Source organism: Pseudoalteromonas sp. R86517 (assembly GCF_042466295.1).
Taxonomy (GTDB): domain Bacteria; phylum Pseudomonadota; class Gammaproteobacteria; order Enterobacterales; family Alteromonadaceae; genus Pseudoalteromonas; species Pseudoalteromonas atlantica.
The window spans coordinates 3,017,828-3,037,280 of the sequence record NZ_JAXHCB010000001.1 but is presented as its reverse complement, the minus strand read 5'-3'; the positions used below and the strand labels follow the sequence as shown (position 1 = coordinate 3,037,280).

General features: G+C 43.0%; 15 protein-coding genes. 6 read left to right on the top strand and 9 right to left on the bottom strand.

Annotation, left to right across the window (positions count from 1 at the left end; genetic code table 11):
- The first annotated feature begins 118 nt into the window (after nt 1–118).
- The gene (locus tag SJY38_RS13720; protein WP_377109983.1) at nt 119–2,251 is read left to right on the top strand and encodes an alpha-galactosidase; all 2,133 of its coding nucleotides are present in this window, start codon (nt 119–121) and stop codon (nt 2,249–2,251) included.
- Nucleotides 2,252–2,313: 62 nt separating this feature from the next.
- Here the strand turns inward: SJY38_RS13720 and SJY38_RS13715 are convergent, their stop codons facing one another.
- Complete coding sequence (locus tag SJY38_RS13715; RefSeq protein ID WP_004588172.1) at nt 2,314–3,015, bottom strand: FadR/GntR family transcriptional regulator; 702 nt, start codon at nt 3,013–3,015, stop codon at nt 2,314–2,316.
- Between the two features lie 178 nt (nt 3,016–3,193).
- Between SJY38_RS13715 and SJY38_RS13710 the strand changes: the two genes are divergently transcribed.
- Together SJY38_RS13710 and SJY38_RS13705 are read left to right on the top strand one after the other, a co-directional pair.
- Complete coding sequence (locus tag SJY38_RS13710; RefSeq protein WP_024032022.1) at nt 3,194–3,952, top strand: SDR family NAD(P)-dependent oxidoreductase; 759 nt, start codon at nt 3,194–3,196, stop codon at nt 3,950–3,952.
- A gap of 1 nt (nt 3,953) precedes the next feature.
- Complete coding sequence (locus tag SJY38_RS13705) at nt 3,954–4,910, top strand: 2-dehydro-3-deoxygalactonokinase (protein WP_377109981.1); 957 nt, start codon at nt 3,954–3,956, stop codon at nt 4,908–4,910.
- 71 nt (nt 4,911–4,981) lie between these two features.
- Here the strand turns inward: SJY38_RS13705 and glpD are convergent, their stop codons facing one another.
- The 7 genes from glpD to galE all read right to left on the bottom strand — a co-directional run bounded on the left by glpD (nt 4,982) and on the right by galE (nt 13,989).
- A complete protein-coding gene (gene glpD, locus SJY38_RS13700) occupies nt 4,982–6,487 on the bottom strand; it encodes a glycerol-3-phosphate dehydrogenase (protein ID WP_004588174.1) in 1,506 nt (501 codons plus the stop codon).
- Nucleotides 6,488–6,688: 201 nt separating this feature from the next.
- Nucleotides 6,689–8,191: a glycerol kinase GlpK gene (gene glpK / locus SJY38_RS13695; protein ID WP_096738943.1), complete on the bottom strand. Its 1,503-nt coding sequence runs from the start codon at nt 8,189–8,191 to the stop codon at nt 6,689–6,691.
- 205 nt (nt 8,192–8,396) lie between these two features.
- A complete protein-coding gene (locus SJY38_RS13690; RefSeq protein WP_377109980.1) occupies nt 8,397–9,725 on the bottom strand; it encodes an alpha/beta hydrolase family protein in 1,329 nt (442 codons plus the stop codon).
- Between the two features lie 31 nt (nt 9,726–9,756).
- Nucleotides 9,757–10,752 carry a Gfo/Idh/MocA family protein gene (locus SJY38_RS13685; RefSeq protein WP_377109979.1) on the bottom strand — a complete coding sequence of 332 codons (996 nt, stop codon included), beginning with the start codon at nt 10,750–10,752 and terminating at the stop codon, nt 9,757–9,759.
- 19 nt (nt 10,753–10,771) lie between these two features.
- Nucleotides 10,772–11,920, bottom strand: coding sequence for a galactokinase (gene galK, locus SJY38_RS13680; protein WP_024032028.1), 1,149 nt, complete (start codon nt 11,918–11,920; stop codon nt 10,772–10,774).
- Nucleotides 11,910–12,974 (bottom strand): UDP-glucose--hexose-1-phosphate uridylyltransferase, encoded by a 1,065-nt coding sequence (locus SJY38_RS13675; protein ID WP_377109978.1) that lies wholly within the window; start codon nt 12,972–12,974, stop codon nt 11,910–11,912. The genes galK and SJY38_RS13675 overlap by 11 nt, the downstream gene beginning before the upstream one ends.
- 1 nt (nt 12,975) lies before the next feature.
- Nucleotides 12,976–13,989 carry a UDP-glucose 4-epimerase GalE gene (galE, locus tag SJY38_RS13670; RefSeq protein WP_004588180.1) on the bottom strand — a complete coding sequence of 338 codons (1,014 nt, stop codon included), beginning with the start codon at nt 13,987–13,989 and terminating at the stop codon, nt 12,976–12,978.
- Between the two features lie 306 nt (nt 13,990–14,295).
- Here galE and SJY38_RS13665 point away from each other — a divergent pair, with 306 nt between their 5' ends.
- Entirely contained in the window at nt 14,296–15,123 is an 828-nt protein-coding gene (locus SJY38_RS13665) for an SDR family NAD(P)-dependent oxidoreductase (protein ID WP_377109977.1), read from the top strand.
- A gap of 144 nt (nt 15,124–15,267) precedes the next feature.
- Here SJY38_RS13665 and SJY38_RS13660 read toward each other — a convergent pair whose 3' ends face one another.
- A complete protein-coding gene (locus tag SJY38_RS13660) occupies nt 15,268–15,507 on the bottom strand; it encodes a YdcH family protein (protein WP_004588182.1) in 240 nt (79 codons plus the stop codon).
- A gap of 301 nt (nt 15,508–15,808) precedes the next feature.
- On the opposite strand from SJY38_RS13660, the gene SJY38_RS13655 reads away from it, so the two are divergent.
- Complete coding sequence (locus SJY38_RS13655; RefSeq protein WP_054983394.1) at nt 15,809–16,798, top strand: zinc-dependent alcohol dehydrogenase family protein; 990 nt, start codon at nt 15,809–15,811, stop codon at nt 16,796–16,798.
- 332 nt (nt 16,799–17,130) lie between these two features.
- The gene (locus tag SJY38_RS13650; RefSeq protein ID WP_377109976.1) at nt 17,131–19,404 is read left to right on the top strand and encodes a putative bifunctional diguanylate cyclase/phosphodiesterase; all 2,274 of its coding nucleotides are present in this window, start codon (nt 17,131–17,133) and stop codon (nt 19,402–19,404) included.
- Nucleotides 19,405–19,453 lie beyond the last annotated feature (49 nt).

Below are 19,453 nucleotides of genomic sequence, written 5' to 3'. Positions count from 1 at the left end.
GATATATACTATTATTTTAAAATCACTGACTGCAATTTGATGCAGTAAGCGGCGAGTAAGCACACATATAATGTACTCGCGTATTAAACTCATCTTCATTAAAGAGGACAGGAGAATCATGGCTGATATTAAACCATTCTTTCGATTAGACAGCGCAAACAGCACCGTTATTTTCGACTGCCAGAGCAAAACCCCAGCGTTACTTTATTTTGGTAAGCGCCTAACTGAGCAAACAACTGAAACAATGCTAACTCAGCTTGCGACTCGTCAGGAAGTAAAATGTGCCGTGGTTGAAGAAGCACCTATTTCTCTTTCTCCGCTATTAGGTGAAGGCTTTACCGGCGCGCCAGGACTAGAGCTGTCAAACGACACCATAGCTTGGTCAGTTGGGCCTGCTCTTCAAGATGTTCGTCAGCCAACCCCTTCTAGTTTAGAGTTTGTAAGTGTTGATGAGCTGCGTGGTATTGAAGTAGTGCACAGCATCACACTTGATAGCAACACCGATGTGCTAAGTGCGCATACCGTATTAACTAATTTAAGTGATGCACCGCTAAGCGTTAATTTTTGCGCCGCACCTACGTTCCAACTACCCGATAGCATGAACAAACTAGTGAGCTTTGAAGGACGTTGGTCTAACGAATTTCAACGCCAATCGGTTGATTTAGTATTAGGCAGCTTTGTACGCGAAAACCGCAAAGGTAAAACATCGCACGACGTATTCCCTGGCTTATTAGTTCATAGCGAAGGCGCAGGCGAGCAACAAGGCGAGTGTTATGGCTTTCATTTAGGTTGGAGCGGTAACAACAAGCTACGCGCTGAGCTATTACCAGAAGGGCGCCGTTATGTGCAAATGGGTGAGTTATTATTACCGGGCGAGCTAACCCTTGCTAAAGGCCAAACGTATCAAAGCCCAAGTATTTATGGCTCGTTTTCGAGCGATGGCTTTAGTGCACTGTCGCGTAATTTTCATCGTTTTGTTAAAGCTAACTTACTTAGCCAGGCGCAGCGCGAAAAAACACGCCCAGTGCATTACAACACGTGGGAAGGTATTTACTTCGATCATGATGTAGACACGCTAAAGCAGTTAGCCGATAAAGTAGCGCCATTAGGTATTGAGCGTTTTGTACTGGACGACGGTTGGTTTAAAGGTCGCCGTGGTGATTATGCAGGCCTAGGTGATTGGACCGTAGATTACGAAATTTACCCAGACGGCCTATCGCCAGTGATTGACCATGTAAACAGCTTAGGCATGGAGTTTGGTATTTGGTTTGAACCTGAAATGGTAAACCCAGATAGTGACTTATACCGCGCTCATCCTGATTGGGTATTAGGCTCAGAAAATAACGAGCAACTTAGCTTTAGAAACCAGCTAGTGCTTGATTTAACGCGCACTGAGGTTGTTGAATACCTATACAAAGCGATTGATGACATTTTAGTTGAATACCCAACAATTAAGTACATTAAATGGGATATGAACCGCGATATAAACCACGCGGGTAACTTCTCAGGCAAGCCTGCGGTGCATCAGCAAACACTGGCACTGTATCGCTTAATCGATCGCATTAAAGCGGCTCACCCTGGCCTTGAAATAGAAAGCTGTTCGTCAGGTGGTGCCCGTGTAGATTATGGTGTGCTTGCACACACAGACCGTGTATGGACGTCAGATTCTAACGATGCACTTGACCGTCTTGAAATTCAACGCGGCTGTTCGTTCTTCTTCCCATCGTCGGTTATGGGTGCACACGTAGGCCCTCGTGATTGTCATATCACAGGTCGTAATGTCAGTATTGAAATGCGTGCTGCGGTATCTATGTTTGGCCATATGGGTATAGAAATGGACCCACGTGAGCTGACCGATCACGAATACAATGCGCTTAAAGCGGCTATTTCGCTGCACAAAGAGCACCGTGAATTTATTCATGCTGCCGATTTGTACCGCCTCGATAGCGACGATTTATCAATTAACTTTGGTTTAATCGACGAGCAAAAATCAAAAGCGTTATTTGCGTATAACAGTGTACGCGAAACACCGCGCACTGCGCCTAATAAGCTTCGTTTTGTTGGTTTAGATGCAGATACACAGTACACACTTAATTTAGTGTGGCCTGTTAAATTTGAAGAATACCGACCTTCGTCTATTGCCGCTGTTAACGGGCAAACCTTTACGGGTGAAGCGTTGATGGAATTTGGCCTACAAATGCCAATTTCATTCCCGCAAACATCACTTATTTTTGAGCTTAACAAAGCTTAAAATATAGCAAGCAGTAAAAAGGGAGCTAATTAGCTCCCTTTTTACTAATGTTTTTTAAGCTATTAGTCGAGTTTAGACTCAATCAGCTCAAGCGCTTCTTCTAAAATAGTTTCTACTGCTTTTTTAGCGCGCTCTGGATTACGCGATTTAATCGTATCTAAAATATCAGCATGCTTTGCAACGTCGGCCCCTGGCACACCTTTAATGTGGTTGGTGTAACGAATACTTACGCGCAGCGCGGTGCTAATAAATTCAGTGAGCTGTACAAAAAAGCGGTTATTACTGGCTACTAAAATACTGGTATGAAAGGCAATATCGGCTTCAAGCGGATCGTCTAAGCCTTGGTCTGCATCGGCCATGCGGGCAAGTGCGTTGTCTATTTCAGCAAGTTGTTCGGCGCTGGCATTTTCAGCTGCTAGGGCAGCGGCTTGTGGCTCAAGTGCGACACGTACTTGCGTAAACTCTTTTAATAAAGAAAGCGACGGTTTACTGCTTAAAATCCAGCGCAGTACATCTGTGTCAAACATATTCCAGCTACTTTCTGGCAGTACGCGGATCCCTTGCTTAGGGCGAGAAGATATTAAGCCCTTAGCAGAGAGCATTTTTACAGCTTCGCGTGTTGCACTGCGGCTCACATCGTATTTTACGCATAGGTCAGCTTCTGAGGGCAGGCCTTCGTTAACAGGGTAAACGCCACGCACAATTGCAAAGCCTAAATCATGGGTTAATTGTTGTGTTAAATTTTGACGAGGTTGGCTTTTCATTGAGCGTTATCCGAATGAGTTATTGCTTTATTATATATCATATATCATATTAATGTACGAAAGGATATGTTATAAACTTTGTTAAAGGCAAGTATTTTAACACAGCTGTAACAGTAATCCTCTTTAGCAAATAATTATAAATATTAAGAGGGGCAGTCTGTATTATGGAGAAACGCATTTGAATAATCACGCTCACTACCCCAGTATTTCTGGCAAAGTTGTTTTTATTACCGGGGGCGCTTCAGGCATTGGCCGTGCAATGGTAAAGGCGTTCGCCGCTCAAGCTGCCAAAATTGCCTTTATAGATATTAATAACGAGGCTGCCCAATCTCTTATAGCCTCACTGCCTAATGCTAAATTATGGTTTAGGCAGGTTGATGTAACCGACTCAAATGCTTTACAGCAATCTTTGGTAGATGCATGTGCTGAACTAGGCGCTATTAATGTACTGGTAAACAATGTAGCCAATGACCGCCGCCAAGCCAGTGAAGACGTTACAGTACAAGATTGGGATCAATGCCTACAAATTAACTTAAATCCGGCGTTTTTTGCCTCGCAAGTCGCTATGTCTTTTATGAAAAGCGAAGGCGCGGGGAGCATTATTAATTTTAGCTCTATCAATGCCATCATGGGGCAGCCACAAATGGCGGGTTATGTAACGGCAAAGGCCGGTTTAATCGGCATGACTAAAGCACTGGCACGCGATTATGGTGAGTTTGGTATTCGGGTGAATGCTATTTTACCGGGTTGGGTTGCCACCGACCGCCAATTAGCCAGTTGGTTTACCGAGCAAGAGCAAGTGAAGTGGATGGAAGCCATGGCACTTAAAAAGTTAGTAACCCCTGAAGATGTAGCTAATTTGGCACTTTTTTTAGCTGCCGACGAAAGCAGTATGATCACCGGCCAAGGTATTAAAATTGACGGTGGGAGGCTCTAAGTTGCAGCACTTAAACCTTTTTATAGCCGTAGATTGGGGCACGAGTCATTTACGCGCCTATTTATGCAGCGTAAATACCACAGGGCAGTTAACTTTAATTGCTCAGCGCGACGGCCCAGGTGTGATTAGAGATAAACAAAACTTTGAACATACTTTAATTGGTGTCGTTGCGCCATGGACCAGCGAATACGGCGTTTTACCTATTTATATGGCAGGGCAAATCACCTCAAGTATTGGCTGGAAAGAAACCCCTTATTTAGCGTGCCCTATAAACCCCGAAAGCCTGCTTAGTGGCGCAATTAATTTTGATTGTGCAGGTAATAAAGTCAGTGCTTTGCCTGGTACAAAATGCACATTACAAAACAATTTATTTGATGTAATGCGCGGCGAAGAGCTGCAAATATTAGGTTTTTTAAAACAAAACCCGGCCTATCAGCACGGCAACGTACTCATTTGTTTACCCGGTACCCATACTAAATGGGTGCTGTTAAAAGATGGCCAAATTATCTGTTTTAAAACCGCAATGACCGGCGAATTATACGACTTGCTATGTCATCAAAGTGTGCTTATTCCTAACGACTGTGAAGCAGGGGAGTTTGATTGGCATGCATTTGAGCAAGGCTGTGATCTCACGTTAGGCAGTGACAGCGGTAATTTGGCGCACGGTATTTTTAGTGTCCGTACGCGCCAACTTTCAAAAGAGTTAACACCAGTGCAAGCCAAGGCATACTTGTCGGGCGTGCTTATTGGTAGTGATGTACGCGCTGCACGCCATGCAAGTGAATGGCAATTGGTGAATAATTCTAAAGTAGTGGTTATTGGCACAGAGCAACTAAATACCTGCTTTACCCATGCGTTAAATTGCATTGGTGTGCAATGTTTAGAGTTTGACGTGAAAGAGGCTACGTTAAGTGGTTTTAACTACTTATTTAATAGTAATAAAGCCAAGCAAATATAAAAAAGCCCCCAATATTGATTGTGCAATCATTGGGGGCTAGTTCTTAAATTAAGTAAGGGTTAAAGCTGCTGTTAAGCTGTTTTAGCCGCTTGGCTTTGCGTAATATAATGATTAAGCGTTGCCACTTGTGCTTCATTAAAGCGCAGCCCTAGTTTACTTCTGCGCCATAAAATATTGTAAGCGTTACCCGCCCATTCTTCATTTAGTAAGTAATCGACTTCTGCTGCAAATAAGCCATGACCAAAGTCTTGGCCTAAATCACTGAGCTGGGTTGCACTGCCTAAAATTAGTTTTGCACGAGTCCCGTAGGTACGTACAAAGCGTTTAAGAGTGATTTCTGGTAACCAACTATAAGTCGCTTTAAGCTCATTGGTCAGCGCTTCTACCGAGCTAAAATCGCCACCAGGTAAGGCGCTGTGTTTGGTCCACGCTTCACTCATTTGCGGGTAAAATTCTTCAAGCTTATTCACTGCAGCTTCGGCAAGTTTACGGTAAGTGGTAATTTTGCCACCAAACACACTTAACAGTGGTGTGTGTTTGCCTTCACTTGAAAGTTCTAACTTGTAGTCACGCGTTACTTTTTGTGCATTCACTGATTCGTCATCAAGCAGTGGACGCACACCCGAAAAGGTATGTACTATGTCTTCGCGTTTAATGTGGTTTTTAAAGTAGCTGTTAGTAATATCGATTAAGTAATCGATTTCTTCATCACTAATTTTTACATCTTGTGCTGCGCCTTTGTGTTCAACATCGGTGGTGCCTACTAGCGAGTAGTCATCCTCAAACGGTATAACAAACACAATGCGCTGATCTTTATTTTGTAAAATGTAGGCTTGTTTTTCATCGTGAATACGCGGCACAACAATATGGCTGCCTTTAACAAGGCGAATATTTTGTGGCGATTTTTCTATCAGTGCTTCGTCAAATAATTTTGCAACCCACGGGCCTGCTGCATTAACAATACCTTTGGCTTTAATAGTTTGTTGTGCCTTAGTTTGTTGTTGCTCAAGCGTTACCTGCCATTGGTTATCGATGCGTTTTGCACTTACACACTTGGTTTGCGTAGCAATGGTTGCGCCTTTGTTTTGGGCGGCCAAGGCGTTTAAAATTACCAAACGTGAATCATCAACCCAGCCATCTGAGTATTCAAACCCTTTGGTAATTGAAGGTTCTAATACGCTGTTTTCACCAAATTTAATGCCACGCGAGCCAGCAAGTGTTTCGCGCTTAGCTAGGTTGTCGTACATAAATAAGCCAATGCGGATCATCCATGCTGGGCGTAGGTGCGATTGGTGCGGTAGTCTAAAGGTAAGCGGCCACATAATATGCGGGGCATTTTTAAGCAGCACTTCGCGCTCAGCCAAGGCTTCTTTTACTAATCTAAATTCGTAATGTTCAAGGTAGCGTAAACCGCCGTGGATCAGCTTAGAACTATTTGAAGACGTTGCACTGGCAAGGTCTGATTGTTCACACAATAGAACTTTTAATCCTCTGCCTGCTGCATCAGCTGCTATTCCAGTGCCGTTTACACCGCCACCGACGACGAGTAAGTCGTATTCGTTATCTGCTAATTCCACCGAGCTAACCTTTTTATTTGTAATATAAATAAGACATATAGCATCATAAAGCTGCGGCTCTTATTTGACAATAGATAACCGCGCTTTTTGCTTGTTAATTTTTAATCCTGATCTTTTTAAAACATACAGCGTACAACGCGCCATTTAAGCGCTGTTGCCGGTGTTTTGTAAGCCGCTAATTTTAATTAGCGGCTAGGCGTATTACGCTTGTTTGCTATCGTCACTAGAGAGGCAAACTTGCGCTACACAGTGCTGCCACTTTGCGTATAAATCGTTACGTTCGTCAGCGCTCATTGTTGGCTCAAAGCGACGGTCGCAGGTCCACATTTTTGCTAATTGCTCAGTTGACTCATACACACCGGTTTGTAAGCCTGCTAAGTATGCTACGCCTAAAGAGGTGGTTTCGGTCACTGTTGGGCGCTCTACCGTTGCGCCTAAAATGTTTGATAAAAAGGTCAGTACCCAGTTATTTTTAACCATACCGCCATCTACCCGTAACACGCTTGGGCGTAAGCCATCACGTTCCATTGCTTTTTGTAAGTCTTTGGTTTGATACCCAACCGATTGCAGCGCAGCAGCAACAATGGTGCTAATGCCCGAGTCGCGGGTTAAACCTAAAATAGCGCCACGTGCATTTGGGTCCCAGTAGGGCGCGCCTAAACCTGTAAACGAAGGCACTAAAAATACCCCATGATCAAGCGGTACATCTTTTACTAACGATTCGCTCTCTCCGGCATGGCTTAATAGTTTTAAGCCTTCAACAATCCACTGCATCGTGGCGCCTGCCATAAAAATGCTGCCTTCAATGGCGTATGTTGGTTTGCCGTTTAGCCTGTAAGCCACCGTGGTTAGTAAGCGGTTTTCAGAGGTAAGTGCTTTTTCGCCGGTATTCAGCATTAAAAAACAGCCCGTACCGTAAGTACTTTTTGCCATGCCTTGTTCAAAACATGCGTGGCCAACAAGGGCTGCTTGTTGATCGCCGGCAATACCACATACGCGTATTGGTGCGCCAAAAATCTCATCGCTGGTTGAGCCAAATTCGTCGGCTGAGTCCATCACTTGGGGCAGCATAGATTCAGGAATTTCGAATAAATCGAGTAGTTCTTGATCCCATTGCTGAGTATGAATATTAAATAACATAGTGCGTGATGCATTGGTGGCGTCGGTGCGGTGCTCTTTACCACCGGTTAACTGCCATAGTAAGTAGGTATCAACGGTACCAAACGCCAGTTCACCTGCAAGGGCTTGTTCGCGTGCGCCTTCAACGTTGTCTAAAATCCAGCGTACTTTAGTGGCCGAAAAATACGGGTCTAGCAGTAAGCCGGTTTTATCGCTTATGGTTTGGCAAAGCTCGTCAGTGCTTAGGCTTTCGCAGTAATCGCTGGTGCGGCGGTCTTGCCACACAATGGCGTTATAAATAGGTTTGCCGGTTTTTTTGTTCCACACTAAAGTGGTTTCACGTTGGTTGGTGATACCAATGGCAATAATTTCTTCAGGCTTAACGTTTTTATCTGCTAATACTTCGCGGCTGGTACTTAGCACGGTTTGCCAAATATCGTTAGGGTTGTGTTCTACCCAACCATTTTGTGGAAAATGCTGCGAAAATTCTTGTTGTGCTGAGCCAAAAACGTCTGCATCTTTTGTAAACAAGATGGCCCGAGAGCTTGTGGTTCCTTGATCAATTGAGAGTATGTATTTTGACATGATATTTGTGTTATTTATCTTATCTTATATATGACTAGATTGCCTTTAACTTACATTAATGGCAATGATTTTTTCTTAAAATAGCCGTTTAAAAAATAAGCACGCTGTTTTTATTTGCTAACTCTTTTAAATAACAGGTGTTTTATAGCAGCATTATTTTAAGTGCGTATGCGGCTAAATATAAAAATAGCCGCCAAAGTTTGTGTTACTTGGTGCGCGGTTTAGCTTGTTGCCAATCCATACCAGTAGAAAAACGATTATCAAACCCATGCCATGCTGGCAGTGGCTTACCATTAACCACAGCTTGGTCGCCATTTTGTGGTAAGTCTAGGTATTCACACTGGCTGGTAATGCCTTTTACGTGGCAGTCCATCATAGCAAGTACAAAGTGTTTGTTGGTCTCGTTTAGGGTGCGCATTGACCACGATGGCTCGTAGTAATGGCCTATATCTAATTCGCTGCTACGTTTGGCAATAGCAGGAGCAGGGTGCGGCGCAATATTATGGCGCGCATTTTTGTAAGTAAGCAGGTACTTGTCGGGGCTGCCCGTTTGGTTATATAGGTTTTTAATGCCTTCATAACCGGATATATCATCTAAGTTACCCGCTACATAAAGCGAAGGCACTTTAATGTTTTGCATAGCACTGGCATTAAATAAGTTATGTCGCCCGCCCCAAGGCGCAAAGGCCACCATAGCTTTAATACGCGAATCGACTTGTGGGTTTTTATATTGCCCACCCGCACAGCTATTGAGTAATTGCTGCACTTGTTTAATTTGTGCCGAATCTTTTATACCGGTAAACATTGCAGTGGTTTGCTCGTTAAAGTCATAACAGCCACCAATTGTATTAACCGCGCCAAAACCACCCATAGAGTAACCAATTACGCCTGCTTTTTTGTTATCTACTTGCTTGCTGGCAAAGTTGTTTTGTTCGTTAAAGTAGTTAAGTACAAATTGTTGATCGCGTGAGCGGTTTATAAGGGTACTAAAAAAGCCCGAAAACGGCGCATTTTTAAAATCAACATCTGCATTGGTTGAGTCGGTATGATCTATGGCTGCCACAATGTACCCATGCGATGCTAAATGTTCGCCCAAGTAATACATAATTGTACGATAGCCGGTATAACCGTGTGAGAGCACAATAACAGGGTAGTGCTCTTTGTTATTAATGGCTACATCGCGCATGGCATCGGCTTGTAAGGTAAACGCTTTACCTGTACGGGTTATGTCGCTGTAGCTGGTTAAGGGTGCGTTTGCACTGTTTGCTGCTGGGTACCACACTTCTACTTTTAAAGGGCGATCTTTTTTCCCTTGGGTTGCAGGGTCAAACTGCGCGGGATTTATTAAATCAAGCGTTTGTACGCCAACGCTGTAACTACCTTTAGCAGCAAGCTCAGGAAGTACTTCGCTGGTTAAAGGTGGGTAGAGTTGCTCTGGCGTTTTTTGATCTGCAAAAACAGTACTTGCTGTTAAGCAGCCCGTTGCTAGCAGCAAGGCTTTTGAAAGCACCTTTAACGTGTGTGTGGTTGTCATTGTGTATCCTTGTTGTGTGTATTTTTTATTATTAATCTAGCTCATGGGCTTCAACGCTATCGCTATATTTAAGCTGCCACTGCGCCCGAAGCGTATCCATTATGTGCATTACCCGCAGGCTTGTGCTGAGCGGTAATACATTGCTTTGTGTTTGTTGTTGTAAAATACATTCGCTAACGTGCGCAATTTCAAATTTAAAGTTTTCATCGTCATTAAAGCTAAAATCAAACTGCTGTACTTGTTGTGCGTTTAAATGAAGCTCTAGCGACTGTGCACCAACAAATTCAGCAATGCGAATATACCCGTGCTCCCCTAAAATACAGGCTTCGGTAGGGCCATTTTGTTGTAACGCGCTACTAAGCTGCGCAAATTGCCCTTGGCCGTAATTTATAAGGGTTACACTGCGCTCATCTACGCCGGTCGTGCTTTTGTGTACTAATGATTTAATTTGTTCAGGGGCTTTATTAAATACCACATCGGCAATCGATATAGGGTAAATACCTAAATCAAGCAATGCGCCACCTGCGGTCGCAGGGTTCATTAAACGGTGTGAGTCAGCAAAGTTGCCCGCAAGGCTAAAGTTGGCATTAACACTGTGTACTTTGCCTATTACGCCCTCGCTTAATAACTGCTGCAGTTTTACTATGGCAGGTAAAAAGCGCATCCAAACACCTTCCATTAAAAAGCAGTTTTGTTGCTCGGCTAACTGGCTAAGGGTTGTGAGTTGCTGTGCATTAACAGTTATGGGCTTTTCGCTGAGTACATGCTTATCGTGCACTAAGCATTGCGCAATAGTTTTAAAGTGTTGCTCGTGGGTATTAGCAATATATATGGCGTCAATGTGTGGGCATTGCATAAGGGCCTGGTAGCTCTCATAGCCTTTAACTGAATAGTGTGTGGCAAATTCTTTTGCGCGTTGCTCGCTTGCAGCGCCAATAAGCTGTGCATTAGCGCAATGCGCAATGCTTTTAGCAAAGGTGTGAGCAATATTGCCACACCCAATAATACCCCAATTAACCTTTGCCATGCTTATTCCTTAATGATGTTTAAAAAGACGTAATTTGTAATCCTGAACCTGCTGAACATACGTAAATGTCGGCATTTAAATTAAAACGCTCAAAGTAGTGCTGCTCAACCGCTGCTTTGATAAGTGGTACTTCTGCATCACGGCATAAACACACAATCGCACCGCCAAAACCGCCACCGGTCATACGTACTGCACCGCGTTCGCCCATCGCTTCTTTACAAATTTCTACTAGGCCGTCGGTCGCTGGCACGGTTACTTCAAAGTAATGTTTAAGCGATTGGTGCGATGCCGCCATTAGCTCGCGCAGCGTATCAATGTCGTTATTTTGCAGCGCTTTAGTTGCTGCAATTACACGCTCGTTTTCGCTAATTACATGGTGTGCACGTTTGTATTCGTTTTCGCTTAGTGCATCTTTAGTTGCTTCAAGCGTGTCCATGGTGGCTTTACGAAGCGTGGCTACATTCATTTTTGCAGCTGCTTGCTCACAGTCAACACGACGTTGGTTGTACTCGCTATCTACCAATTTGCGTGGGTAGTTAGAGTTAACAATAACAATGTTTAAATCATCGGGTACTTTTACTGATTCAGTCGCTAGGTTTTCACAGTCAATTAAAAGCGCATGGCCGTTTTCGCCTTTTGCCGAAATAAGCTGATCCATAATGCCCGATTGGCAATGCATAAAGTCGTTTTCGGCTTCTTGGCCTAGTAAGGCAATTTTTTCTTCGCTTAAACCAAGCTGTGCAATATGGTTAAACATACCACCAATGGCCACTTCTAATGCCGCCGATGACGATAAGCCACTGCCTTGCGGTAAGTTACTGTCAATAAGTAAATCGGCGCCGCGTAAAGTATGGCCCGCGCGCTTTAGTACAAATGACACGGCACGGATATAGTTACCCCATTGCGATTGCCCTTCGCTGATGTCTTCATCAACACTAAAGCTGTCTTTTTCGCCTGGGTAATTTAACGAATGCACAGTAATGATGTTGTCGTCGCGCTCTTTAAACATAACTTGAGTACGAAACTCTAACGAGCACGGAAATACAAAGCCGTCGTTGTAATCGGTAAATTCGCCAATTAGGTTTACACGCCCAGGTGCTGCAGCAATACCTTGAGCAGGCGCACCGTACAGTGATAAAAATTGTTGTTGAAAATCGTTAAGCGTCATCTGTGTGTCCTGCTGTTTTTTTGTAGTGTGTGGTACTGGCTGCTTGTAAAATAGAGGCAGCTGTTTCTGCGCTTAAATCGCGCTGGCTTTCACCTAGCATTTCGTAGCCAACCATATGTTTTTTAACGGTGGCAGAGCGAAGTAGTGGCGGGTAAAAATGGGCATGTAAGCGCCAATGTTGCTCATCTGAGCCACGATTAGCCGGTGCATTGTGCCATCCCATAGAATACGGGAAGCTACAATTAAATACGTTGTCGTATTTAGTGGTTAATACTTTAAGCGCTTGTGCTAAGGCGTCTGTTTGCGCATCGTTTAGCTGGCTAAAGTTTTGAATGTTATCTTTAGTTACAAGCAGTGTTTCAAACGGCCATGCTGCCCAAAATGGCACCACAACAAGCCAGTGCTCGTTTTCAAATACGACGCGGGTTTTATCTGTTTGCTCTTTTTGCACATAATCGGCAAGCATCGCGCTGCCATGCTTTTTATAATAAGCAAGCTGCTGGGTATCTTCGGCCTCTATTTCGGTTGATAAATGCGCGTGTGCCCATACTTGGCCATGTGGATGAGGTTGCGAGCAACCCATGATCTCGCCTTTATTTTCAAATACCTGAACACACTCATAGTGTTGTGCAAGTTCTGTGTAGTTGTTTTTCCAGGTTTTTACTACTTCGTGTAGGGCATCGTGCTCAAGCTCTGGCAGTGTTTTGTTATGCTCTGGCGAAAAACAAATCACACGGCATTCGCCGCTTGCTTCATCAGCAATAAATAAATCGCTGTCTGAGTCTAAGCTTTGTGATTGCTCGCTCTCATTAGGGGTAAGTGCGCCAAAGTCATTTCTAAATACATGGGTGTATTTGTAATCTGGGTTGCTGTCGCCATTTGCACGGGTGTTGCCTGGGCAAAGTGGGCAGCTTTCATCGTGTTTTGGTAATATGCTTTCGTTTACTGCTTCTGTAGCACCTAACCACGGGCGGTTATTACGATGCGGTGATACTAATACCCAGCGCCCCGTTAGCGGGTTTTTACGTCTGTGAGTACTTTCTAATAAAGCCATGTTAACTCTCCAACCCACTTGGGTAATTAGTTTGCCAGCGCCATGTGTCGTTGGTCATGTCGCTCAGTGTTAGTTCTGCGTGCCAGTTAAGGGTGGTTTGCGCTTTTGTGGCATCGGCGTAATTACAGGCAATATCGCCTGCACGGCGCGGTGCACTTTTATACGGAATATCTTTATTGGCTGATGCGCTAAATGCTTTGATCATATCAAGCACCGAATAACCTTGGCCTGTGCCTAAGTTGTAAGCATGAAAGGCGGTATCTGTTTTGTGTTGCATAAAGGCCGCTACATGGCCTTTAGCTAAATCTAAAACGTGAATATAGTCGCGCACGCCGGTGCCATCTTTGGTGTCGTAGTCGTCACCAAAAATATTAACCACTTCGCGTTTACCTACCGCAGTTTGAGCAATAAATGGCATTAAGTTATTTGGGATACCATTTGGGCTTTCGCCTAATAAGCCGCTTGGGTGTGCACCAACAGGGTTAAAGTAGCGAAGAGCAATGCCCATAAATTGGCTGTTGGCATTACATACGTCTTGCATGGCTTGTTCAACCATAACTTTGGTCCAACCGTAAGGGTTAGTAGCGCGTATAGGGTGTTTTTCATCAATAGGTAGGTAGTCTGGCTCGCCGTACACAGTGGCCGATGAGCTAAATATAATATGGTTAACGCCTACCTCTTGCATGTTTTGTAGCATGCTTAATGTGCCCGACACATTGTTTTGGTAATAACGCAGTGGTTGCTCGGTTGATTCACCTACCGCTTTAAGTGCTGCAAAGTGAAATACAGCCTCAGCTTGGCTGTGTTTAAGCGCAAGTTTAAATTGCTGTTCGTCTTGAATGTCACCTAAAATAAACTCAAAACGGGTGCCGGTAATTTTTTCGAGTTGATCAAGCACACGGGGGCTTGCGTTAGATAAGTTGTCGTAAATGACTGGGGTAATGCCTGCCTCATGAAGGGCAATACATGTGTGGCTACCTATATAACCCATACCGCCTGTAACTAAAACTTTCATGTGTTTTCTCGAAAAGTGTATTTATATGATAAATACTACTATTAAGGTAATTTAAAAACAATAGTTATGATTGCCCGTTATTTCAAATAAACGCTTAAAATTCACCCAAGCAAAGGCACAATGGCTATACCTACTTAATAAGGGCGCATAGGTTTATCAATTAATTCTATAAACTGATTCTACTGAGCCACTAATTATTAGTCGCTAAAAGTGGTGGTACTATTAATAAATAGCAGTGAGCTAATGCGTGTGTAATTTGTCGTTAATGCAATGGCCAAAGTCTTAATATAAAAAGGAACGTTCAACATGAAAAAAACAATTTTATTAACCGGTGCCACCGACGGTATTGGCCTAGAGACCGCTAAAATGTTGTTAGCGCAAGGGCATACTGTATTATTACATGGCCGCGACCAAGACAAGTTAAATACCGTACAAGCAAGCTTAAACGCTGATTACCCGCAAGCAAGCACAGCCACCTACATTGCCGATTTAAGCGATATGTCGCAAGTAAACACCTTGGCTCAGTCAGTGTTAGCCGACTTACAAAACGCGAATAAAATACTTGATGTAGTTATTAATAACGCCGGTGTTTATAAATTGGCAAATATCACTACTGTAGATGGGCTAGATGCACGGTTTGCAGTTAATACGTTAGCGCCTTATTTACTTACTAAAGCGTTACTGCCTGTAATGAACAAGCAATCACGCGTGGTTAACGTGTCATCGGCTGCACAAACCAGCGTTAACTTTGACTCGTTAGTGGGCAAAAAGCCGCTATCAGATAGCGCAGCCTACGCGCAAAGCAAATTGGCTATTACTATGTGGTCGCGTCATTTAGGTTTAGCACTTAAAGGCAGTGGGCCGTTAGTTGTTGCGGTAAACCCTAAGTCGTTACTAGGTAGTAAAATGGTAAAAGATGCCTACGGGCTTGCTGGTGGCGACTTAAAACTAGGCGCCGATATTTTTTGCCGCGCCGCATTAAGTGACGAATTTAAAGATGCCACTGGCCTTTATTTCGATAACGATGCAGAGCGCTTTGCACCGCCACATCCAGATGCGCTTAACCCTGCTAAAAATCAGCAGTTAGTTGATACGTTAGATAGCCTGCTTGCTCAGCTAAATGCTGATAGCTAGTAGCAATTTAACGCGAAAAGATTTTACTCATGCCTTATAAGGCCTAGTTGTTTTTATAAAGCCGATATGTGCTTTAAATGTTTTACCCTTTGTTGATCGTCAAAGAGTTCACCTAACGGTGAACTCTTTTTTTTGCGTGCAACATTACTCTTGTTGTAAACGCTCGTACAACCAATCTTTTAATTCTGAACGCTCATGTTTTAGTTGATTCATTTGCTCATCGCTAATGGGCGCATCTTTAAGCTCTAAAACACGAATCTCTTTATCTAGCTTGTCGTATTTATCTGCCTTTTTAGCAAATTCTGTGTCGCTTTTGTTTAGCTCTGCAATGGTATTTAGGTACTGCGGAAAGTCATTGGTAAGTGAGTGGTCTTCGCCTAACATATTCGCTCCTTAGTAGGATAAATGAGTTACTTAAGTGAATTACTACCTTTTCATATATTACTCTGGGGCTTAGACAATAATAAATCAACCATAGCTAGCTTAAATTGATATAGCGCAGCGACTGTGTAGGATTTTGTTTAATGCCTACTTTTAAACAGTGATAGAGTGATTTTTAAACTCTATTATAAATATTATTTTGAAACTGATTGTGTGTTTAGCCTTATTATCATTTGTAAAGGGTGTGTCTAGAATGAAGCTTCATTACATAATTACTTATCAACAGATAACAGAGGCAATACCCATGAAAGCAATGACAATTAATAATTTTGGTGGCACTGAAGAGTTTGTAGCAGCTGAGGTTGCAAAACCACAAGTAACAGCAGGTAATGTGTTAGTTCGTATTGCCGCAACAAGCGTAAATACAATTGATATGATGATTCGTCAAATGGGTGCTGACTTACCCTTTGCTCCAAAACTACCAGGCATTTTAGGGATGGACTTTGCAGGCACCGTTGAAGCTGTTGGCGAAGGCGTAACAGACTTTGCAGTAGGTGATGAAGTATATGGTTGTGCTGGTGGCCTAGGCGATTTACCAGGTGCACTTGCTGAGTTTATTCTTGCTGATAAGCGCTTAATCGCTCACAAACCTAAAAATCTAAGCATGAAAGAAGCAGCCGCTATTCCACTTGTAGGTATTACAGCACTTGAAGGCTTAACACGTGCAAGTGTAAGTGCAGGCCAAAAAGTATTAGTACACGGCGGCGCAGGTGGTGTAGGCCATTTAGCAGTACAACTAGCTAAGCATTTTGGCGCTGATGTTTACTCAACTGGCGGTAACGCAGAGCAACTAGCACTAATAGAAAGCTTTGGCGCTACAGGCATAAACTTTAAAGACGAAACCGTAGAGCAGTACGTTGAAAAACACACAAGCAACGTTGGTTTTGACATGGTATTTGACACCGTAGGTGGTGGTAACCTGACTAACTCATTTGCTGCAGCAAAGCTAAATGCACAGGTATCTACAACGCTTTCTTTATTAGAAGTAGATTTAAGCCCTGTACACTTTAAAGGGTTATCGTTAAACGTAATCTTTATGCTTATTCCAATGATCCACGACTTTAACCGTCAAGACCACGGCGACAAACTTACTAAACTTGCACAAATTGTTGAAGCAGGTGGTATGCGCCCAGTACTTGATGAGCAAGACTTTAGTTTAGAAGAAGCAGCTAAAGCGCATGACCGCTTAGCAAGTGGCCAAGCTATGGGTAAAGTTGTTATTTCTGTACAATAAATTATACCAATCCGCATAATTAAGTGATCTATTTTGAGGATGGAAAAGCGTGTTGATAGCAAGGCAAAAAATTCGCTATTTAGTTGCTCTAAATGAGAATTTTTTAACGTAGATAGCGACACGTTTAGCCCCTGAAAATGATTAAGTATTATTGCGGATTGGTATCATTAAGGCCGGCATCCTCGCCGGCCTCTTTCTTTTTTATGCCCGCCTGATTAACGTTTGCGCACCCTTTTTTATAACCAAATATAAACAATAGTGCTTTTATTAATCGTATATAATTACGCTTTAAAATGAGTTGTTAATATTTTAGGGTCAGATCAAGCGTTTATATGAAAATATTCACTAATAAATTTGCCAGTAAAGCTAAGCAGTTTTATATCGGTATTGTGCTGGTAGGCTGTGTACTGTCTGCGATGGTTTATTATCAGGCAGAAACCATTAAGCGCACCTCATCGACCTTAATGGAACAACAAATTCCGGCGCTGCGCGATATTCGTTTAATCGAAACCTACCTAGTAAAGCAAGAGCGCTTATTATATGAGTATTACGCAACGAGTAAGCGTGAACTTTATTTAATCGACTTTTTAGAAAACCATGTACGTATACTTGCGCTAATAAAAAACCTAGATCAAAACCACAGCACATTAGCGCTAGAAAGCAGCTTAAGTGATGAATTTAAAAGTGGTTTAGACTTAGCACTTAAATTACACGAAAACCTATCAAGCAGCAGCACTAGTTGGGATTTAGCCAGAGAACAACTAGAGCAACTCACCGAACTGCAAGCCCAAGTGATGGGGCACTTAACAAATGCAGAAACGGTTATTTCAAATGCGGTTGATAGCGGCTACAAAGACACCGAAAGCAACCTGCACACCACAGTCAATATTGTGTTTTTGTTTACGTTTGCCATAGTGCTGGTAAGCATTTATACAGGGCGTTACGCATCTAAATTTATAAAACTTAGTACCCGTAACGAACGTTTAGCGCTATTTCCAACGCGCAACCCTAACCCAATTGTGAGTTTAAGCGCCAACCTTGAGCTTAACTACTGTAACCCTGCCGCTATTGCTATGCATAAAGCGTACGTAAGCGATAAACATAGCACGCCCATTGCATTACTAAGCCCTAATATAAAGCAGCAACTAATAGACACTAAACAGTCGGCTAGTCATGTTGAGCGTTTTTATACACAGCTAGATAACCATTACCTCACTTACCAAGTACATTGGCTGCAAGAAATAGATGCCTTTGATATACACATACGCGATGTAACAGAGCAATTTGAGGCAGAGCGCTCATTAGAGTATTTAGCCTTTCATCACCCGTATTCAAAGTTGCCAAACCAAGCCAGTTTAGAAACATACACCAATGAGCTAATTTCGCTTGAGCAGCCTTTTAGTTTAATGCTGATTGATGTAAGCCACTTTAAGCTATTGCTTGAGCAATATGGTTTATCGGGCGCTAACGAGTGTATAAATGCCTTTGCTATGCACTTATCGCACAGCGCTAATAAATTTTCTCAGCAATTAAAAAGCAAAAACAAACTGACCTTCTACCACATTGCCGATGCAAACTTTGTGGTTATTTATACCGAGCAAGATTGCTCAACAACCCTAGATGACTTACTCAAAGGCGTACAAAGCCGTTTAAGCCAGGCTATCAGCACACCGTACGGTGAAATGCGCATGAGCTTTAACTGCGGTGTAACACGCTACCCAACTAGTAATGACTATAAAACGCTTCTACTGCACGCCAATATTGCCTTAGAAGAGGCGGTAAAACGTAATATTCCCTACGCTCATTTTGATACCGAAAGCGGAGTTAAGCACGCCCAACAGCTGCATATTGCTCGGCGCCTTGATACCGCGATTGAAAAGCAGCAGTTTGAGCTTTATTTTCAGCCTAAAATGCACCTTAAATCGCAAACCATAAACAGCTGCGAATGTTTAATTAGGTGGTTTGATGATGGGAAATTTGTCTCTCCGGCGCAGTTTATTCCTATTGCCGAGCACAGCGGGTTTATATTGCCATTAGGCGAATGGATACTTGATAGTGCCTTTGCCCAAGCTAAAAAGTGGCATCAGCAAAACTTAAATATCCGCTTGGCTATTAATATATCGGCAAGGCAATTTACACAGCAAGACTTTGTGCAAAGCATAAAACAGCGGTTGGCGCACTTTAACGTGCCCGCGCATTTAATTGAGCTAGAAATTACCGAAACCGCCATTATGGACGATGAAGCGTTTGGTATTTCAGTACTGCAGGCGCTGAGTGCACTGGGTATTAGCTTATCAATTGATGACTTTGGTACGGGCTATTCGTCGCTGGGTTACTTACAGCGTTTTCCGGTTAATAAATTAAAAATAGATCAGTCGTTTGTGCGCAATATGGCCACAGACACACGCGATCAGGCTTTAGTATTGAGTATTTGCCAATTAGCTAAAAACTTAGGGCTCGATATTATCGCCGAAGGCGTAGAAGAGCATGCCCAACTTGAAAAACTAAAAGAGTATAACTGCGACCTAATTCAAGGGTACTTGTTAAGCCGGCCAATACCAGCAAACGAATTTGAAGCACTTTTAGCTAAAGGCGTAAGTTTTTAAGGCGTTTTGCTAATGTATGTTGGGTAATTATTAGTGATAGAATGGCCCT